The organism is Paenibacillus sp. FSL H8-0261, from assembly GCF_045040645.1.
In the GTDB taxonomy this organism is placed as follows: Bacteria; Bacillota; Bacilli; order Paenibacillales; family Paenibacillaceae; genus Paenibacillus_AQ.
Map to the genome: position 1 here is coordinate 2640412 of NZ_CP150297.1, position 14621 is coordinate 2655032.

General features: G+C 41.9%; 17 protein-coding genes. 15 read left to right on the forward strand and 2 right to left on the reverse strand.

Annotated elements, in window-relative coordinates:
• The first annotated feature begins 8 nt into the window (after positions 1-8).
• Positions 9-713: an SAM-dependent methyltransferase gene (locus MHI27_RS11385; RefSeq protein ID WP_405176274.1), complete on the forward strand. Its 705-nt coding sequence runs from the start codon at positions 9-11 to the stop codon at positions 711-713.
• A 103-nt stretch (positions 714-816) separates the two neighbouring features.
• Here the strand turns inward: MHI27_RS11385 and MHI27_RS11390 are convergent, their stop codons facing one another.
• Complete coding sequence (locus MHI27_RS11390; RefSeq protein ID WP_042193708.1) at positions 817-2031, reverse strand: MFS transporter; 1215 nt, start codon at positions 2029-2031, stop codon at positions 817-819.
• 173 nt (positions 2032-2204) lie between these two features.
• On the opposite strand from MHI27_RS11390, the gene MHI27_RS11395 reads away from it, so the two are divergent.
• The 6 genes from MHI27_RS11395 (at position 2205) to MHI27_RS11420 (ending at position 6511) form a co-directional block, all read left to right on the forward strand.
• The gene (locus tag MHI27_RS11395; RefSeq protein WP_405176275.1) at positions 2205-2651 is read left to right on the forward strand and encodes a GyrI-like domain-containing protein; all 447 of its coding nucleotides are present in this window, start codon (positions 2205-2207) and stop codon (positions 2649-2651) included.
• Positions 2648-3610 carry a phosphotransferase enzyme family protein gene (locus tag MHI27_RS11400; RefSeq protein ID WP_405176276.1) on the forward strand — a complete coding sequence of 321 codons (963 nt, stop codon included), beginning with the start codon at positions 2648-2650 and terminating at the stop codon, positions 3608-3610. Before MHI27_RS11395 ends, MHI27_RS11400 begins: the two co-directional genes overlap by 4 nt.
• Before the next feature lie 60 nt (positions 3611-3670).
• Positions 3671-4156, forward strand: a complete 486-nt coding sequence (locus MHI27_RS11405; RefSeq protein WP_405176277.1) for a DUF3888 domain-containing protein — start codon at positions 3671-3673, stop codon at positions 4154-4156.
• A 179-nt stretch (positions 4157-4335) separates the two neighbouring features.
• Entirely contained in the window at positions 4336-4671 is a 336-nt protein-coding gene (locus MHI27_RS11410) for a hypothetical protein (protein WP_405176278.1), read from the forward strand.
• A complete protein-coding gene (gene dnaN, locus MHI27_RS11415) occupies positions 4672-5820 on the forward strand; it encodes a DNA polymerase III subunit beta (protein ID WP_405176279.1) in 1149 nt (382 codons plus the stop codon).
• A 70-nt stretch (positions 5821-5890) separates the two neighbouring features.
• On the forward strand, positions 5891-6511 hold the full coding sequence (locus tag MHI27_RS11420; protein WP_405176280.1) for a hypothetical protein: 621 nt from the start codon (positions 5891-5893) through the stop codon (positions 6509-6511).
• A gap of 107 nt (positions 6512-6618) precedes the next feature.
• On the opposite strand, the gene MHI27_RS11425 is transcribed toward MHI27_RS11420, so the two are convergent.
• Positions 6619-7236: a nitroreductase family protein gene (locus MHI27_RS11425; RefSeq protein ID WP_405176281.1), complete on the reverse strand. Its 618-nt coding sequence runs from the start codon at positions 7234-7236 to the stop codon at positions 6619-6621.
• Positions 7237-7499: 263 nt separating this feature from the next.
• Here MHI27_RS11425 and MHI27_RS11430 point away from each other — a divergent pair, with 263 nt between their 5' ends.
• From MHI27_RS11430 to MHI27_RS11465, 8 genes are all read left to right on the forward strand, one after another.
• The gene (locus MHI27_RS11430) at positions 7500-8342 is read left to right on the forward strand and encodes a DUF2785 domain-containing protein (RefSeq protein ID WP_405176720.1); all 843 of its coding nucleotides are present in this window, start codon (positions 7500-7502) and stop codon (positions 8340-8342) included.
• 208 nt (positions 8343-8550) lie between these two features.
• A complete protein-coding gene (locus tag MHI27_RS11435) occupies positions 8551-8994 on the forward strand; it encodes a DUF1641 domain-containing protein (protein ID WP_042187214.1) in 444 nt (147 codons plus the stop codon).
• A 39-nt stretch (positions 8995-9033) separates the two neighbouring features.
• Complete coding sequence (locus tag MHI27_RS11440) at positions 9034-10212, forward strand: NAD(P)/FAD-dependent oxidoreductase (RefSeq protein WP_042187216.1); 1179 nt, start codon at positions 9034-9036, stop codon at positions 10210-10212.
• 160 nt (positions 10213-10372) lie between these two features.
• Entirely contained in the window at positions 10373-11005 is a 633-nt protein-coding gene (locus MHI27_RS11445; protein ID WP_076282991.1) for an SGNH/GDSL hydrolase family protein, read from the forward strand.
• A gap of 365 nt (positions 11006-11370) precedes the next feature.
• Positions 11371-12291: a hypothetical protein gene (locus MHI27_RS11450; protein ID WP_379421910.1), complete on the forward strand. Its 921-nt coding sequence runs from the start codon at positions 11371-11373 to the stop codon at positions 12289-12291.
• Between the two features lie 32 nt (positions 12292-12323).
• Positions 12324-13070 (forward strand): type I methionyl aminopeptidase, encoded by a 747-nt coding sequence (map, locus tag MHI27_RS11455; protein WP_076299489.1) that lies wholly within the window; start codon positions 12324-12326, stop codon positions 13068-13070.
• A gap of 15 nt (positions 13071-13085) precedes the next feature.
• On the forward strand, positions 13086-13667 hold the full coding sequence (locus tag MHI27_RS11460; protein ID WP_405176282.1) for a DJ-1/PfpI family protein: 582 nt from the start codon (positions 13086-13088) through the stop codon (positions 13665-13667).
• Between the two features lie 24 nt (positions 13668-13691).
• Complete coding sequence (locus MHI27_RS11465) at positions 13692-14516, forward strand: hypothetical protein (protein ID WP_405176283.1); 825 nt, start codon at positions 13692-13694, stop codon at positions 14514-14516.
• The last annotated feature ends 105 nt before the right edge of the window (positions 14517-14621 follow it).

Here is a 14621-nt window from a genome sequence, read left to right on the forward strand (position 1 = left end):
GAGATGAGATGAGCGGAGTAGAGGGAAAGCTTGAGTTGGAGAGGATTGTTTTTATAGGAAGGACCTTTGAGGAATATTTACAGATGTTCAAATTGAAAGAAGCGGATCTTGTAGGCAGGCGGATTTTGGATTGTCCTGCGGGTGCCTGCTCTTTTACAGCGATATCGAATCAGTTAGGGAGTGATGTGACTGCTGCGGATATCGCTTATTATTACTCTGCGGATGAGCTTGAAGATAAAGGTGTTCAAGATATTGAGCATGCTATGTCTGAACTGGTTAAGGTACAGGGCAATTTTGTATGGGACTACTTCAAGTCTATAGAGGATTTGACACAAGCGAGGAGTAGGGCTTTAAACGATAACATCAGGGATCAGAGACAAACCCCGGAGCGATATGTTCCTGTGATTTTACCTAATCTGCCGTTCAATGATGAGTATTTTGATCTGATTTTGTCTGCGCATTTTCTATTTATGTATAGTGATCGGCTGGACTATGATTTTCATCTAAGGACTGTTAATGAACTTATGCGGGTGACTAGAGGAGAGCTTCGTATTTTCCCTTTAGTTGATCTGTCTTGCAAAAGATATGAGCATCTAGATCGCCTTATAGATGAGATGGTTCAACAAGGTTTCGCTGTGGAGGAGATGGACGTTCCTTATGAATTTCAAAAAGGGGCAAATCAGATGCTGAGCATTAGAAGAATGAAGCCATAAGATAGTAGATAGCTATAGTTTGTAAAATAAAAAACGAGGGTGTCCCTAAGCTATTTTCATCACTTGGAGACACCCTCGTTTTTAAATATAACCCTATAAAAAATTACGCCACTTTCTCTTTACGTTCTGCTACATAACAAGCAATCCCCAGTACCAGACCGAGTCCTACCAGAACGGCACCGACCCATGGCAGCGAAGTAATCGCAAGATGAGAAATGACCCATCCGCCGATGAAGGCACCTGTTGCGTTTCCGAGATTACCTGCGGAATGACTGGTTGTAGAAGCGAGGGCAGGAGCGGCCTGAGCTAGACTCATAATCCGTATTTGTAGTCCTGGCATGACCGCAAAGGATACCAAACCCCAGAAGAATATTGTGATGACCGCAGCTACTGGACTATGCATTGTAAAGGAAAAGATCGTAAGAATGACACTAACCGCGAAATAAAGTCCCACGATAGAAGGCATCAGCTTCCAATCTGCAAGCTTCCCGCCAACGATATTCCCGATGGTTACACCACAGCCGAAGAGAACTAGTATCCATGTCACACTATGCTCGGCAAAGCCGGTAACTTCCATTAGCAGTGGCGCTATATAAGTGAACACCGTGAACAAGCTGGCGTTACCAAGCGCACCGATCAGTAAGAATAGAAGCAGTTTAGGATTAGCTAGCGCAGAAATTTGTTGGATTACACTAGCAGGTTTGTCTTGTTTAATCTTTGGAATGAAAATAAGAATGCCGATTAGTGCAGCGACGCCCATGACTGCTATCGCAGCAAATGAGGCGCGCCAGCCCATGTTTTGCCCAATAAATGTTCCTAGAGGAACACCGATGATATTAGCAATCGTTAGACCAGCCATCATAATGGATACGGCTCCGGCCCGCCTATTGGGCTTGACCAGATTAGAAGCGATCACTGCACCAACGCCAAAGAAAGTCCCGTGTGTTAAAGCTGTGATGATACGAGCAACCATAAGAACGGTATAGTTTGGAGCAAATACAGAGATTCCGTTGCCTAGAATAAATAATACCATGAGCAGGCATAACAGTTTCTTTTGCGGAATTCGTTGTGTAAGGATGGTTAGAATAGGAGCACCGACGGCTACCCCAAGGGCATACATCGTGATGAGCTGACCTGCAGTAGAAATACTAACCTGTAAATCTTTGGCGACATTTGGTAAAATACCCATGATGACAAATTCAGTCATTCCAATGGCAAAAGCGCCTACCGTAAGCGAAAGAATAGAGATGGGGAAAGGTTCTTTGCGTGTTTTTTCCACACGGGCTGGTTCCTTGTTGAGGTTTGGAATTGCGTTCATGGTGCCGATGTTCAACCTTTCTTCTGTCTGTAATGAAGCTCCACCCTTATTAAGATGATAGATCCGACAAGTAGTACTGCTTTATATTATTTAGTTTTCTGAAATTATTTTCAAGAGAAATATTTATTTCAGATATTTTCATTTTAAATAATCATAGAAGGGATGAATTATTCATGATGGATGAAGGTGTAGTCCAAGTGCTCGAATTACCGGAAATGAAGCTAATAGGCTTGAGTATTACTTCTTCCTTTGTAGGGCATGAGCCGGAAAGAGTAGAGGCGATGAAGCGAGAATTTAATAGTAGAAAAGATGAAATTAGCAATATTATTCACCCTGAACGATACCTTAGTCCACATTTTACTTCGGAGAATTTATTTACCTATATGATCTGTATGGAAGTGGAGGAACTCACGAATGTTCCTGAAGGTATGCTTGGTTTTACGATCCCGGCTCATCGGTATGTCCAGGTGAAATCCAAAGGCGATCCTTATGAGATTCTTCATACTTATGTAAGGGAAAAAGATTTGCCTAGTAATGATCGTGCACTGGCTATTGAAGTTTATCAGTTTGCTAATCCTACGTGGCCTGATGAGGTTGATGTGTACATTCCATTGCGATGAGAAATAATTATAAGCAAGCAGCTTTAATGGCGCTCCGGCACTTTGACCTCGATTGGACACAGATTCGTTTTATCCAACGATCGGACACCTGCACTTTTGTAATAGAGACTAATAAAGAGGGGACTTTTTTGCTGCGTCTTCATTCGGGGAGATCTAAAGAAGAAATTAACTCCGAAATCGCATGGCTGGAGCTTTTGAAGAGGAAAATTGATGTCCCCCTGCCGAAAGGCGTTCATGATCGAACGGGTTCTGTTACGTTCAAAGTGGAGCAAGGTAATGAGGATGGTATATATGCATCGTTAATGCGCTGGGTTGAAGGCGAACATGCGAACGAAAGACTTACTGAAGAACAAATTTACAAAGAAGGCGTTCTATTAGCCAAGCTACATAAAGCGGCACAGGAGCTTGAGTTACCTCCAGGCTTTAATCGTCCTGTGTGGGATGAACATAGCTTTAGAAAAGCAATGCTCCGATTAAAGCTGCACTACCATAGTTTTCTTTCGGATGATGAGTTCGTGCTGTATCAGTCTGCGGCTGAGAAATTATACGGCTGGTTAAGCAAGCAGCATAAAAATAAGAACAGAAGGACTTATGGGGTTATCCATGGTGATTTACATCAAGGGAACATCATATTTAAAGAGGGTGAACCTCGACCGATTGATTTCGGAAGATGTGGCTGGGGATATTATCTTTATGATGTGGCACATACCATTCTAGGGTTGTATCCTTTACAAAGAGAACTGGTCATTAAGGGTTACGAAAGTGTGGCCAAGCTTGATGGGGAGTGGTTTCAGACTTTAGAGAATTTTACGGTCATGGTTATGATCGAAAATTATTGCCATCACGCACCCGACCCTAGAGAAACCGAGGGACTGAAAGCAGAACAGCCTTATGCGCAAGCGATTCTAAGGAATTATCTTAGGGGAAATCCCTTTCTTTTTAACACAATTGAGATTTAGCGTATAAAAATAGGGCCTCATTGGGGAATTTATAAAAAGTTCCCTAAGGAGGCTATTTTGATGAAAAAAAGCTGGATTGCTCTTCTTCTTATCGCAGGTATGTTCTTGCTGGGGCAACAACCTTGCTCCGCTAATGGCTTAGTTCAACCGCAATCTGAGGCTCCGCTTAGATCTGAATCGGAACCGAAGCTTCCAGATCAGGATTCCCGCGAGCTCATGTACAAAGACACACTAATGCTCTTCCTTTTACCCCATATTGAGAAAAAAATGGCTGAGATTTATGCGCCACTTCTGACGGTAACTCCTACAGTGTATCCTTATTTAGTAGATGTTACAGATATAAAGCGAGTGAATGGATTTCGTCGGTTTGATTTCTTAATTACACTCAATATACACCCTACAGTGGGTCCACATCTTTCCGTTGGAGAGGACACTATGACTTTTAGAATCACTCCTGGTCCTAAGGTGAAGTTAGAATCATTCAAGCATTTGAGAGACCCACGAAAGTCTGACCTTACACCAAATTACCAAAATATCTTGAGATAGTGTGGTAATTAACTCTTACAATCACAATTTCGAACGCTTACCCAGCTAACCACACACTCCGATCTATGGGGTGTTTTTTTTGTGTCTAGAATGGTGGTGGATTATTGGCATGTATGGTATTATGAAAATAGTGGATTTATTGATTTTAGTTACTAAATTCAAAATATGAGGTGTGAGGATTGAGTGATCATAAATTCGAAGACGAACACAAAGATGAAATTTTAAGTGAATTCAATTCTAAAATCACAAGCGATATCACAAGCAGCTCTAAGGATAAAGTTAAGGTAGGCGTAGCTACTAAAGATGGGCAGTTAGGGTTTCTTTTTACGAGGGGAGGTCTTCGGGAAGGGGCTGGCAGAAAAAGCACCGGTATAACGAAAAAGGTATCTTTGACGTTACCAGAAAACATCTGGCAGGAGATAGAGCAGGCCTGTGAGGAACAGAACGTATCTCGCTCCCAGGTATTTCGGAACATTATTGAGGCACATTTTGCAAAGGAATCTAAGGAGAGTTAGGTGAGGTCTTTGCTAATCCATGTGTCAAAAGATTCTCTTAGCACTGCACTACAAGCAGCCTTAAAAGCTATATCCGCGAATAGTTCCTCCCGTGTTCTTTCCGGAATACATATTCAGGCGCAAGCGGAGGGTCTGACTTTAACGGCCAGCAATATAAGAATGACCATTGAATATAAGCTTCCTGTGAAGATGGATTCGATGATTGTACACAAACCAGGTGAGATCGTAGTGCCCGCACGTTATTTTTATGAGATCATCCGCAAGCTTGACCCTGGATTAATTAGGCTGGAAATCGCAGAGACATTGATTCTAAATATCCAATCGGGCAATACTCAGTTTCGTTTATGCGGGATGGACACTGCAGAATTTCCGAGAATCCATTACGTGGATCATCCAAACACCCAAAAGATACGCATGAAGAACACACTTTTGAAGCAAATATTTAAACATGTGGTTTTTGTGGTCTCTTCGTTGGAGACTAGACCTGTGCTCACAGGTGTTTCACTTCAAATAGATAATCAAAACATTCGCGTAGTCGCCACTGATGGCATCCGCCTCGCTCAGCATGTTGTTGAAAACGTAGAAGATTACGGAGCAAGTCCTTTAAATGTCATTATACCGGGTAGCACCCTTGAGGATCTTTTAAAAATAATAAACGATGATGAGGGCAGCAGCACCCAAATCGAGATAGGTCAGAAACAAATCAGATTTATTTCTGATGGCTTGAGGGTTCAGTCTGCGCTACTTGAGGGCACTTATCCCTATGTCGATAATTTAATTCCACAAGTATATATATCCGAAGTGATCGTTAAGACAGAGCGTTTGTTACGTGTGGTTGAACGTATTGCTATATTGGCTGGTGAAAGTGTAACGCTCGGTGTATATCCCTCCGGTATACTTCATTTAATATCCAGGACCGCCGACGTGGGTGAGGCAAAAGAGGAAATTCCATTGGAGTATCTAGAAGGTGAATATTTTCGAGTAGCTTTTAACGGAAAATATTTCAGAGACATCCTTCGGGCGATCGATAGTGAGACGCTTAGAATAAGGTTTGCTGGAAAAGAAAGACCACTGGTGATACAGCCTGTAGACATGACTTCGTCCACACTTTTTTTAATTACACCAATGAGGACGCAGGATGGAGGATAGGTATATGAGCTTGCTAAGAAGAGTTCTCTTTGCTGAAAAATATTATATTAATTACTTGGAGGGATGATCTATGAATCTGTTTCAGATGGGATCAAAGCCGCTTGGGACCGAACGAATCACAGCATTTTTAGAGGATAATTATGTGAGTATCGGATATCCCGGAATAGGGGATTTGGAGAACATCAGTAAAGTGGAGCTCCGTGATCGGATGATTCACACATACCAATACAGTGAGTTGGAGCTTATTGAACATATACAAGCCATTCAACTCTTCGTACATACGATGCAGGATGGCGATTATGTGCTGGTGTGTGATGGCGATTGGGTACATCTAGGTGATCTAGGCGATTATTTTTACAATGAATTATTTGACGCGCCAGACATCGGTACATGCCATCGACGTGGTGTAACTTGGCTGAAAAGTCTTTCTATAACCGATCTAAACGCAGGGATAAAAGAGTTTCTTAACGATATTGGAGTGGTTAAACAGTATAAGGGGCCGATGCCTAGTGCTCGTGTGGATCTGTGGATTACAGGTTCTTCTGATTCAGAGCAAGCGGTGAATAATCGAGTGTATGTGGATGAAGAGACATTATCAATGGCGCTCGATATTTTGAAGGAAGCTCTTGTTAGTGAGAATGCCGAACGACGGGAACGAGCAGCGATTGCAATTCTTCAGTATGCTAAGTAGTGAAGAAAGATTTAAGCTCCACATCCTTAGTAAAAAAGCGTTCCATCCGAACTTCAAATATCGGATGAAACGCTTTTGTTGTATCTATCGATATCTTCCAATAACCCTCAGATAAATTCAACGAATTCATTGACCGGTTTACGATAGCCACGTGGTCTGATTTTATGTTTCTTGTCTTTGCCGATAGTGATCAGCATAACAGGTACCATATGATCGGGTAGATTTAAAGTGGATTGAATTGCTTCCCGATCAAAGCCGATCATCGGGCAGGTATCCCAGCCTTTATCTTTGGCAATCAGCATGAAGTGCATGGCAGAGAGTGAAGCATTCCGAATAGCCTCATCTCTTTGGAAAGCATCATTTCCTTTGTATGCATTGTTAATCGTTTCTATCTCTGCATCATAATCCTCTTGACTCATAGCCCCTAAAGCTTTAAGTCCTCCGAAGATTTCTGGGGCTTTCAGATAAGCATTCTTATCCCCGAGTACCACTATTACCGCTGAGGCGGAGTGGATTTTATATTGACCGTAAGCCGCTTTACGAATCTCTTCTTTTAAATTCTCATCAGAAACCACTTTATAATTGGCATGTTGAAGATTATATGCAGATGGAGCCAATCTGGCGTAAGAGAACATTTCCTCTAGTTCATTCTGAGGGATCTTCACCCCTTCAACAAAATTCATAGCAGACCTGCGGGATTCAATCAAATCTGTAAAAGCGCTCATGAGTTATTCCTCCATATGTTATGTATTTGCTTGTTAATTATAAATAAGTGATATTTATAAATGAACTAACTATTAGTTACTAACTCAAAATAACACAGTTAATTATATTCGTCAATGATTAAATTCACTTCATTTACATTCAGCTCTCTAAGTACTTTGGAATGTCGAAGAATAATTACTGTGTTGTAAAATATTGGGATGTAAATTAGGATATTAGGATACGAAAAATTTAAATTGCTTTTATTAATGAAAGGGTGGGAATGTTGAACGATACTAGAGAGCAGTTGATAAAAGACTTGCAAAGAATTGAAGAGAACGATTACGAGCTTAGAAGTGGAGAACAATTAAGGGATTATGTGAAATTGATGCTTGAGTACATAGGAGATCCGCAGCCGAAGCTACGAGACGACTTGATTTATTCCACCTTCTACAAATGGATTAACGAGAAACAATGGTTTAGTGATGCGGAGCTTCGTGAACTACTTTTGATTCTCCTTGACGAGCAGCATTTGTTCTATCACATTGGCAGCAAAGAAGATCAGGCTGTGTTCACAAGAACGTTTTCGGTACTGATCGTTGCGCTGATTCTTCAGCGGCATAGGGAACAGGCTTTTTTAGATAGCGCAGAGTTTACAAATGTGAAGGAAGCGCTGATTAGATATTATGAGGAAGAACAGGATTTACGAGGATTTTTGCCTGAAGAAGGCTGGGCTCATGCTGCAGCCCATGGCGCAGATGCCTTGGATGAACTGGTACTCTGCTCGGAGAGTGATGCTGCAATAAGGGAAGAGGTTTTGGCAGTCATCCAAAGGATGCTTTACAACGATCAGCACATATTTAGCGACGAAGAAGATGAACGGATCGCTACGATTGTAGCTACAATGATAGATCATCATTTACTTCCACAACAATCTATTGTCGACTGGATTCGCAACTTGGAGCAATGTGGGGGGTGGCCGAGAAGCCGTGGCCAGTACGTTGCTCGTGTGAACACCAAAAATTTCGTTCGTTCTCTGTATTTTAGATTGCTACCATTAAAGAACAATCCAGCAATGGTCGAGGTTTTATTGAAAGCGGAGATGAATTTGAATAAATTTACACAATAAGCATTTAATCATCTATGCATGTATAAAAAATATCGAAAATTATGACTAATTTATTTTAATGTAATAAAAATCACAAAACTTTAGAAAAAATCAAAAACTTTGTGACATTTATAACTTGATAAGTGCTATAATAGAAATATGGCGTTATAAGTTTTTATTTTTTTATTACTATTAAGCAGCAAAGCTTATTTGCAGAGGAGATTCGGATATGTCAGAAACAATCACTCAAACACAACCTGAGCAAGAATCACCAAAATTAGCTGTCACTCAAGAACAAATGAATGTTTTAGAGCAGCTATTGAAGCCTGAAGTTCAGGAGTCGTTAACTGTCTTAGTGGAACAGTTGCCAAAATTAACAGAGCTTGTCGGCGTGCTCACAAAGTCATATGACTTTGTTCAAACTGTTGCTGCGGATGAAGTCTTGAAAAGTGATACGGTAAGTGCAATTAAAGAACTTGCTGAACCAGTGGTGCATTCGGCGAAGAATATGGCAGCTACAGTGATCGAAGCGCAAGATCGTGCGAATGAAAATAGCGATGTGATCGGTGTATTTGGTCTTATGAAGATGATGAAAGATCCACAAGCACAGAAGCTTTTCCGTTTCGTAAATGCTTATCTTCAAGTTGCCGGCGAACGCAGTCAACAGAAATAATATTTTTTATATCTCATTCGTAAGGACGGAGGAAACATCATGTCTAAACATATTGTCATTCTAGGAGCAGGTTATGGTGGTCTACTAAGCGCCTTAACTGTACGCAAGTACCTGAAGAAGGACGAAGCTAAAATTACAGTCGTTAATCAATATCCTACACATCAAATTATTACAGAATTGCATCGTCTTGCAGCGGGTAGTGTTGCAGAAGGTGCTGTTGCTATGCCATTAGCTAAGCTTTTTGCAGGTAAAGATATCGACCTGAAAATTGCAAAGGTGAATTCTTTTTCTGTTGAAAACAAACAAATTACACTATCTGATGGTGTGACATTGTCCTACGATGCTTTAGTTGTGGGTCTTGGAAGCACTACGGCTTATTTTGGCATTCCAGGTCTTGAGCAATACAGTATGGTTTTGAAATCGGCAGCAGATGCTAACAGAATTCATCGTCATATTGATGAGCGTATCCGTGAATATGCGAAGTCTAAAAATCCAGCGGATGCAAGCATCCTAATCGGTGGCGGTGGCTTAACAGGTGTTGAACTTGTTGGTGAAATCGCTGATGTGTTGCCAACACTCACTAAGAAATATGGCGTGGATCCTAAAGAAATTAAACTGATGCTGGTTGAAGCAGGCCCTAAGATTTTACCAGTATTGCCAGATGCATTGATCGAACGCGCAGTGGCAAGCTTAGAAAAACGTGGTGTTCAATTCTTGACAGGACTACCTGTTACGAATGTAGCGGATAATGTCATTGACTTGAAAGATGGTCAAAAAATTATTGCTAACACCTTCGTATGGACTGGCGGCGTACAAGGAAATCCACTGATTGGTGAGTCCGGTCTTGAAGTGAACCGTGGTCGTGCAACGGTAAATGAATTCTTGCAATCCACATCACACAAAGACGTATTCGTTGCTGGTGACAGCGCCGTTGTCTTTGCCGAAGATGGTCGTCCATATCCACCAACTGCACAAATCGCTTGGCAAATGGGCGAATTGATCGGGTACAATCTTTATGCATACTTGAAGGATAAATCATTTGAATCCTTTAGTCCGATCAACTCAGGTACGCTTGCGAGCTTAGGTCGTAAAGACGGTGTAGCCATCGTTGGTGCTAGCTCAACTCCGCTAAAAGGATTGCCTGCAACCTTGATGAAGGAAGCAAGTAATATTCGTTACTTGTCCCACATTAAAGGATTGTTTAGCTTAGCTTATTAATTGTATTATTGGAAAACCTGCTCTAATTTGAGCAGGTTTTTTTGTTGATCTCTAGTGGTTTCTACCATGAATTGTTAATGATTGTCCTAGTACGTAGTATTCATTTTTGATATACTATATTGGCTAATATTAACAGGGGAAAATAGGGGAGGATTACGTGATGTTATTCCGACAAAACGATGTCATTCTGTTTCAAGGCGACAGTATAACGGATTGGGGTCGTAATTATGATGATGCTTCATCGCTTGGTGTAGGTTATGCATTGATGGTCGCCGCTCGTCTGGGGCATTTATATCCTGAGAAGAATCTTACGTTCTATAATCGTGGAATTAGCGGCAACCGTGCAGTAGATTTGCAGGAACGCTGGGAGAAGGATTGCCTGAATCTGAAGCCGACTTGGGTGTCCATATATATTGGGATAAATGACACTTGGCGCCGCTTTGATTCTGGTCAAGAAACAACGCCTGAACAATTTGAAGCTGCATATCGTGACCTGATCGAACGCACGCAGCATTCGCTGGCTGCTAATTTAGTCTTAATCGAGCCATTTGTGTTGCCTGTCCCAGAAGATCGTAGAACTTGGCGCCAGGATTTGGACCCTAAAATTCACATTGTTCGTGAATTGGCACGTGAATATGGTGCATTACTTGTTCCGTTGGATGGCCTGTTTGCTGCGGCATCCGTGAAAGCAGAGCCTGCTTATTGGGCTCCGGATGGAGTACATCCATCACCTGCGGGCCATGCACTTATTGCAGAGGCTTGGCTTAAGACGGTTAGCGCAATTCAAGCTTAATCGTCTGATCATATCACTACATATTTACTTGATTTTATAAGACTAGAACCACTCATTAAAGGAGCAGGTTATAGTCTTTTTTTAAAAATATAAGAATTTATATGCTCCATGCTATAAATTATCCTTATATTTCTCGCTTAAACACTTGCCGTCCTTATAGGGAAGCCGAAGGCGTTTATGCTTGTAATGGTTCGGAAAGTCGATTTCTTTATATTTATGGACGCTGTTATAATTAGGTTATGTTTCTTTTCTTGGAGGTGGTTCGCATTAGGAAATTACTATGGGTTGTACCCTTGTTCTTGGTTGCTCTTTTAAGCGGGTGTAAGAATGAGGTGGGCTTCATCAATGCAAGGTGGATCGCCGGAGTGTCTTTAACTCCTGTAACAACTAGTGATCAGAACCAAGTTGATCGACCCGAACATTTTGAGACCCTAATACTGAAGGACTCCGCTCTGATTAAGGCGCTTTCGGAGGCTATGAACAAGAGCAATAAATTATCGGGGGAGCTGGATTGGGCCCCTGAATTTAAAATGGAACTTGTTTATGGTGATGGCTACTCGAAGGATTATTACATAGCAATAGGTGATGAACCCGGTTATAAAGGAGTATTTACTACAGCTGAGAATGGTGGTCAGGGCTACTCTATTCCGGTGAAAAACGCAGATCAAATAAGACAACTCATCTATGGAACAGCAGATCAGGCGAACATAGAACAGACGGAGTCGCTGGAGTCTTCTGTTAAGGTTACAGGGCCAGTAACGATATCACATAATGATCTCTATCCCTTAACTAATAGAACTGGATTCTTGAATCTGCAGCTTTTAGATGGAACCTACAGTGAGGATTGGACAATACCAGGTCCGTTGATGGGAAGGAATTGGAGTGGCAGATTTGGGCTTGTTCTTATCGATAATCAAGGGAGAACTTTGAATAGCTTTCCACTCAGTGAACATTTTGAGGATCCCATAATATTTAATGATTTTTTTCAAATTCAGTTTGAGGACTATAATGGCGACGGCGATCCGGATTTTACGATTGGTCAGTACGGATCCAGTAACGGTTACTACTACAAGCTATTTACGCTTAGAAAAAATAACGTTATAGAGGAATTAGGGATCAAACTCGGCTCTGATTTATTTATCAGCAGTCCTAAGGGGTATTCGATAAAGCTTGATAAAGTGGATGATCATAGCTTCAAGAGAAGTTATTACGATAATGTGGCGGGTAAACAGATGGAAGATATTTTTCAGTGGAATGGAAGTGCATTTCAGAAGTTAGACAAGTGATTCATACCAGAAGTGAGAGGAATGTGTGATAGATGACGAGTGATACCATACAAGATTTAGAAGGGCTAAAAGCCATAGGGAAAGTAGTAGGACATACCATCGCCGAGATGAAAAAGAAAGTAACTCCAGGTATGACAACAGCGGAGCTTGATAAGATTGGAGCTGAAATTCTAGCGGAATTCGGAGCATCTTCAGCCCCGATGATAACGTATAATTTTCCAGGCAGCACCTGCATCAGTGTGAATGAAGAGGTTGCTCATGGGATTCCTGGTCCTAGAGTGATTAATGCTGGTGATTTGATCAATATTGATGTATCTGCTGAACTGAATGGTTATTATGGGGACGCCGGAGTTTCTTTTCAATTACCACCTTATAATGATGACATTCTTCGTCTATGCCAGAGTGCAGAGGAAACTATGATGAGCGTGATCAATCATCTGAGAGCAGGGATGAAGGTCAATGAGATTGGCAGAATGATGGAACTCGAAGCTCGGAAACGCGGCTATAGAGTGGTACGTAATCTGTGCAGCCACGGGATTGGCAAATCACTGCATGAGAAGCCTTTTGAAATCTTACCTTTCTACAATCCAAGAGTGACTACAGTGTTAAAAGAGGGACAGGTGATTACGGTTGAGCCCTTCCTTTCTACTGGAGCAGATTACGTGGAGCAGCAGTCGGATGGATGGACACTGAGTGTCGTAGACAATGGCCGGGTAGCACAGTTTGAACATACGATTATTGTGACTAAAGGTGAGCCTATTATCCTAACCAAGCCATAAGAGGAGAGTGCGAAATTGAAAATCGCCTTTATACTTTTTGACGGGATTACGTTCTTAGATTTTGCGGGGTTCTATGATGTTATTTATCGATTGGGGCAATTTGAAATCGGCAAAAATTTGTCTTGGGATATATGTGCAGCGTCGGAGGAAGTGACGGATGAGTTAGGTTTCACAGTTAAAGCTGGAAAAGTGCTGCCAGAGCTTTCGGAGTATGACATGGTATTTGTACCTGGAGGGATGGGGACACGGAAACTTCGTTATGATGAAGGTTTTGTCTCGTGGCTTGCTGGTGCTCACAATGTTCCTTATAAGGTATCTGTCTGCACAGGCTCACTGCTGCTTGGGGCTGCGGGGCTGCTAGGAGGGAAGAAAGCTACTACCCATCCATCTGCCTATGAATTACTAAAACCTTACTGTGAAGAAGTTGTGGAGACCCGTATTGTGCATGATGGTAATGTGATTACAGGTGGTGGAGTTTCCACTTCCATTGATCTGGGGTTATATCTGATTTCACGCTTGGCTGGAGAAGCAGCGATGAATTCGGTAAAAAAGCAGATTGATTATCCATACGAGATGCAGGGGATTGTTCAAATCTAAAGGTAAATACCGGAGGGACCAGAGATGGCTGGACAAAAAATGATGGATATGCTGTTTCAGCAATGGGTAAGCGATAAGGAGCAGTGGGTACAGCTTAGAGATTTGCTGATGAAGGAGAGCAATCTTCCCGGACCACGAGTGAATTTGGAGCTATCAGGCAATTTTGCCAAACATTTTGCCCATCCTAAACTAACAGAGACAGACTGGGAGTTTCTTAATTCCTGGGCTAATCTTAAAGAGGCAGAAGCTGGGGTGAATGATCCCCGTGAGTTTCTGCCGTTTTGTGCGGTTAGAGCCCTGGGCGCTTATTACAGCTACGCTGAAGAAGAGCAGCGAATTATGATTCAGAGCATCATTAAGACAGCCATGAACGACTCCAGATGGAGGATGCGTGAAGCGTCTGCTATGGCGCTGCAAAGTATAGGGGAGGATCGTTTTGCCCTTATCAGGCAGTTGATCGACATGTGGGAGGAGGGTGCGAACGGGCTTGAACAAAGAGCTTTTGTAGCAGCGTTAGCGCATCCTCCTCTTTTAAAAGAGAAAGAGAATACGCTTTATTGTCTTCAGTTGGCTACTCGAATCATGGAAAATATGGGTAGTGGGGAAGTGCAATATGAGGACGCTGAGCATTTTCGTGTATTATCTAAGGGGCTTGAATACAGCTTAAGTGTATTTGTGGCGAGTGAACCTGAAGCGGGCTTTGCCATGCTGGAGAAATTCGCTAAGAGCCGAGATACCCGAATGATTAAGATTGTGAAGAGTAATCTTGGTAAGTCACGTTTGAGTAAAAAGTATGCTCTACAGGTTGCTGAGGTCCTTAAAAGTTTGACAATACAGGAGAGGACATGAGGATCAGCTCTCCATTGGAATTATGAAGTGTAGTTTTACATGCATTTAACATGCCACATATGCTTAAGTGATATAACAGAAGGAACTAGGTGAAAAGGTGGCTGT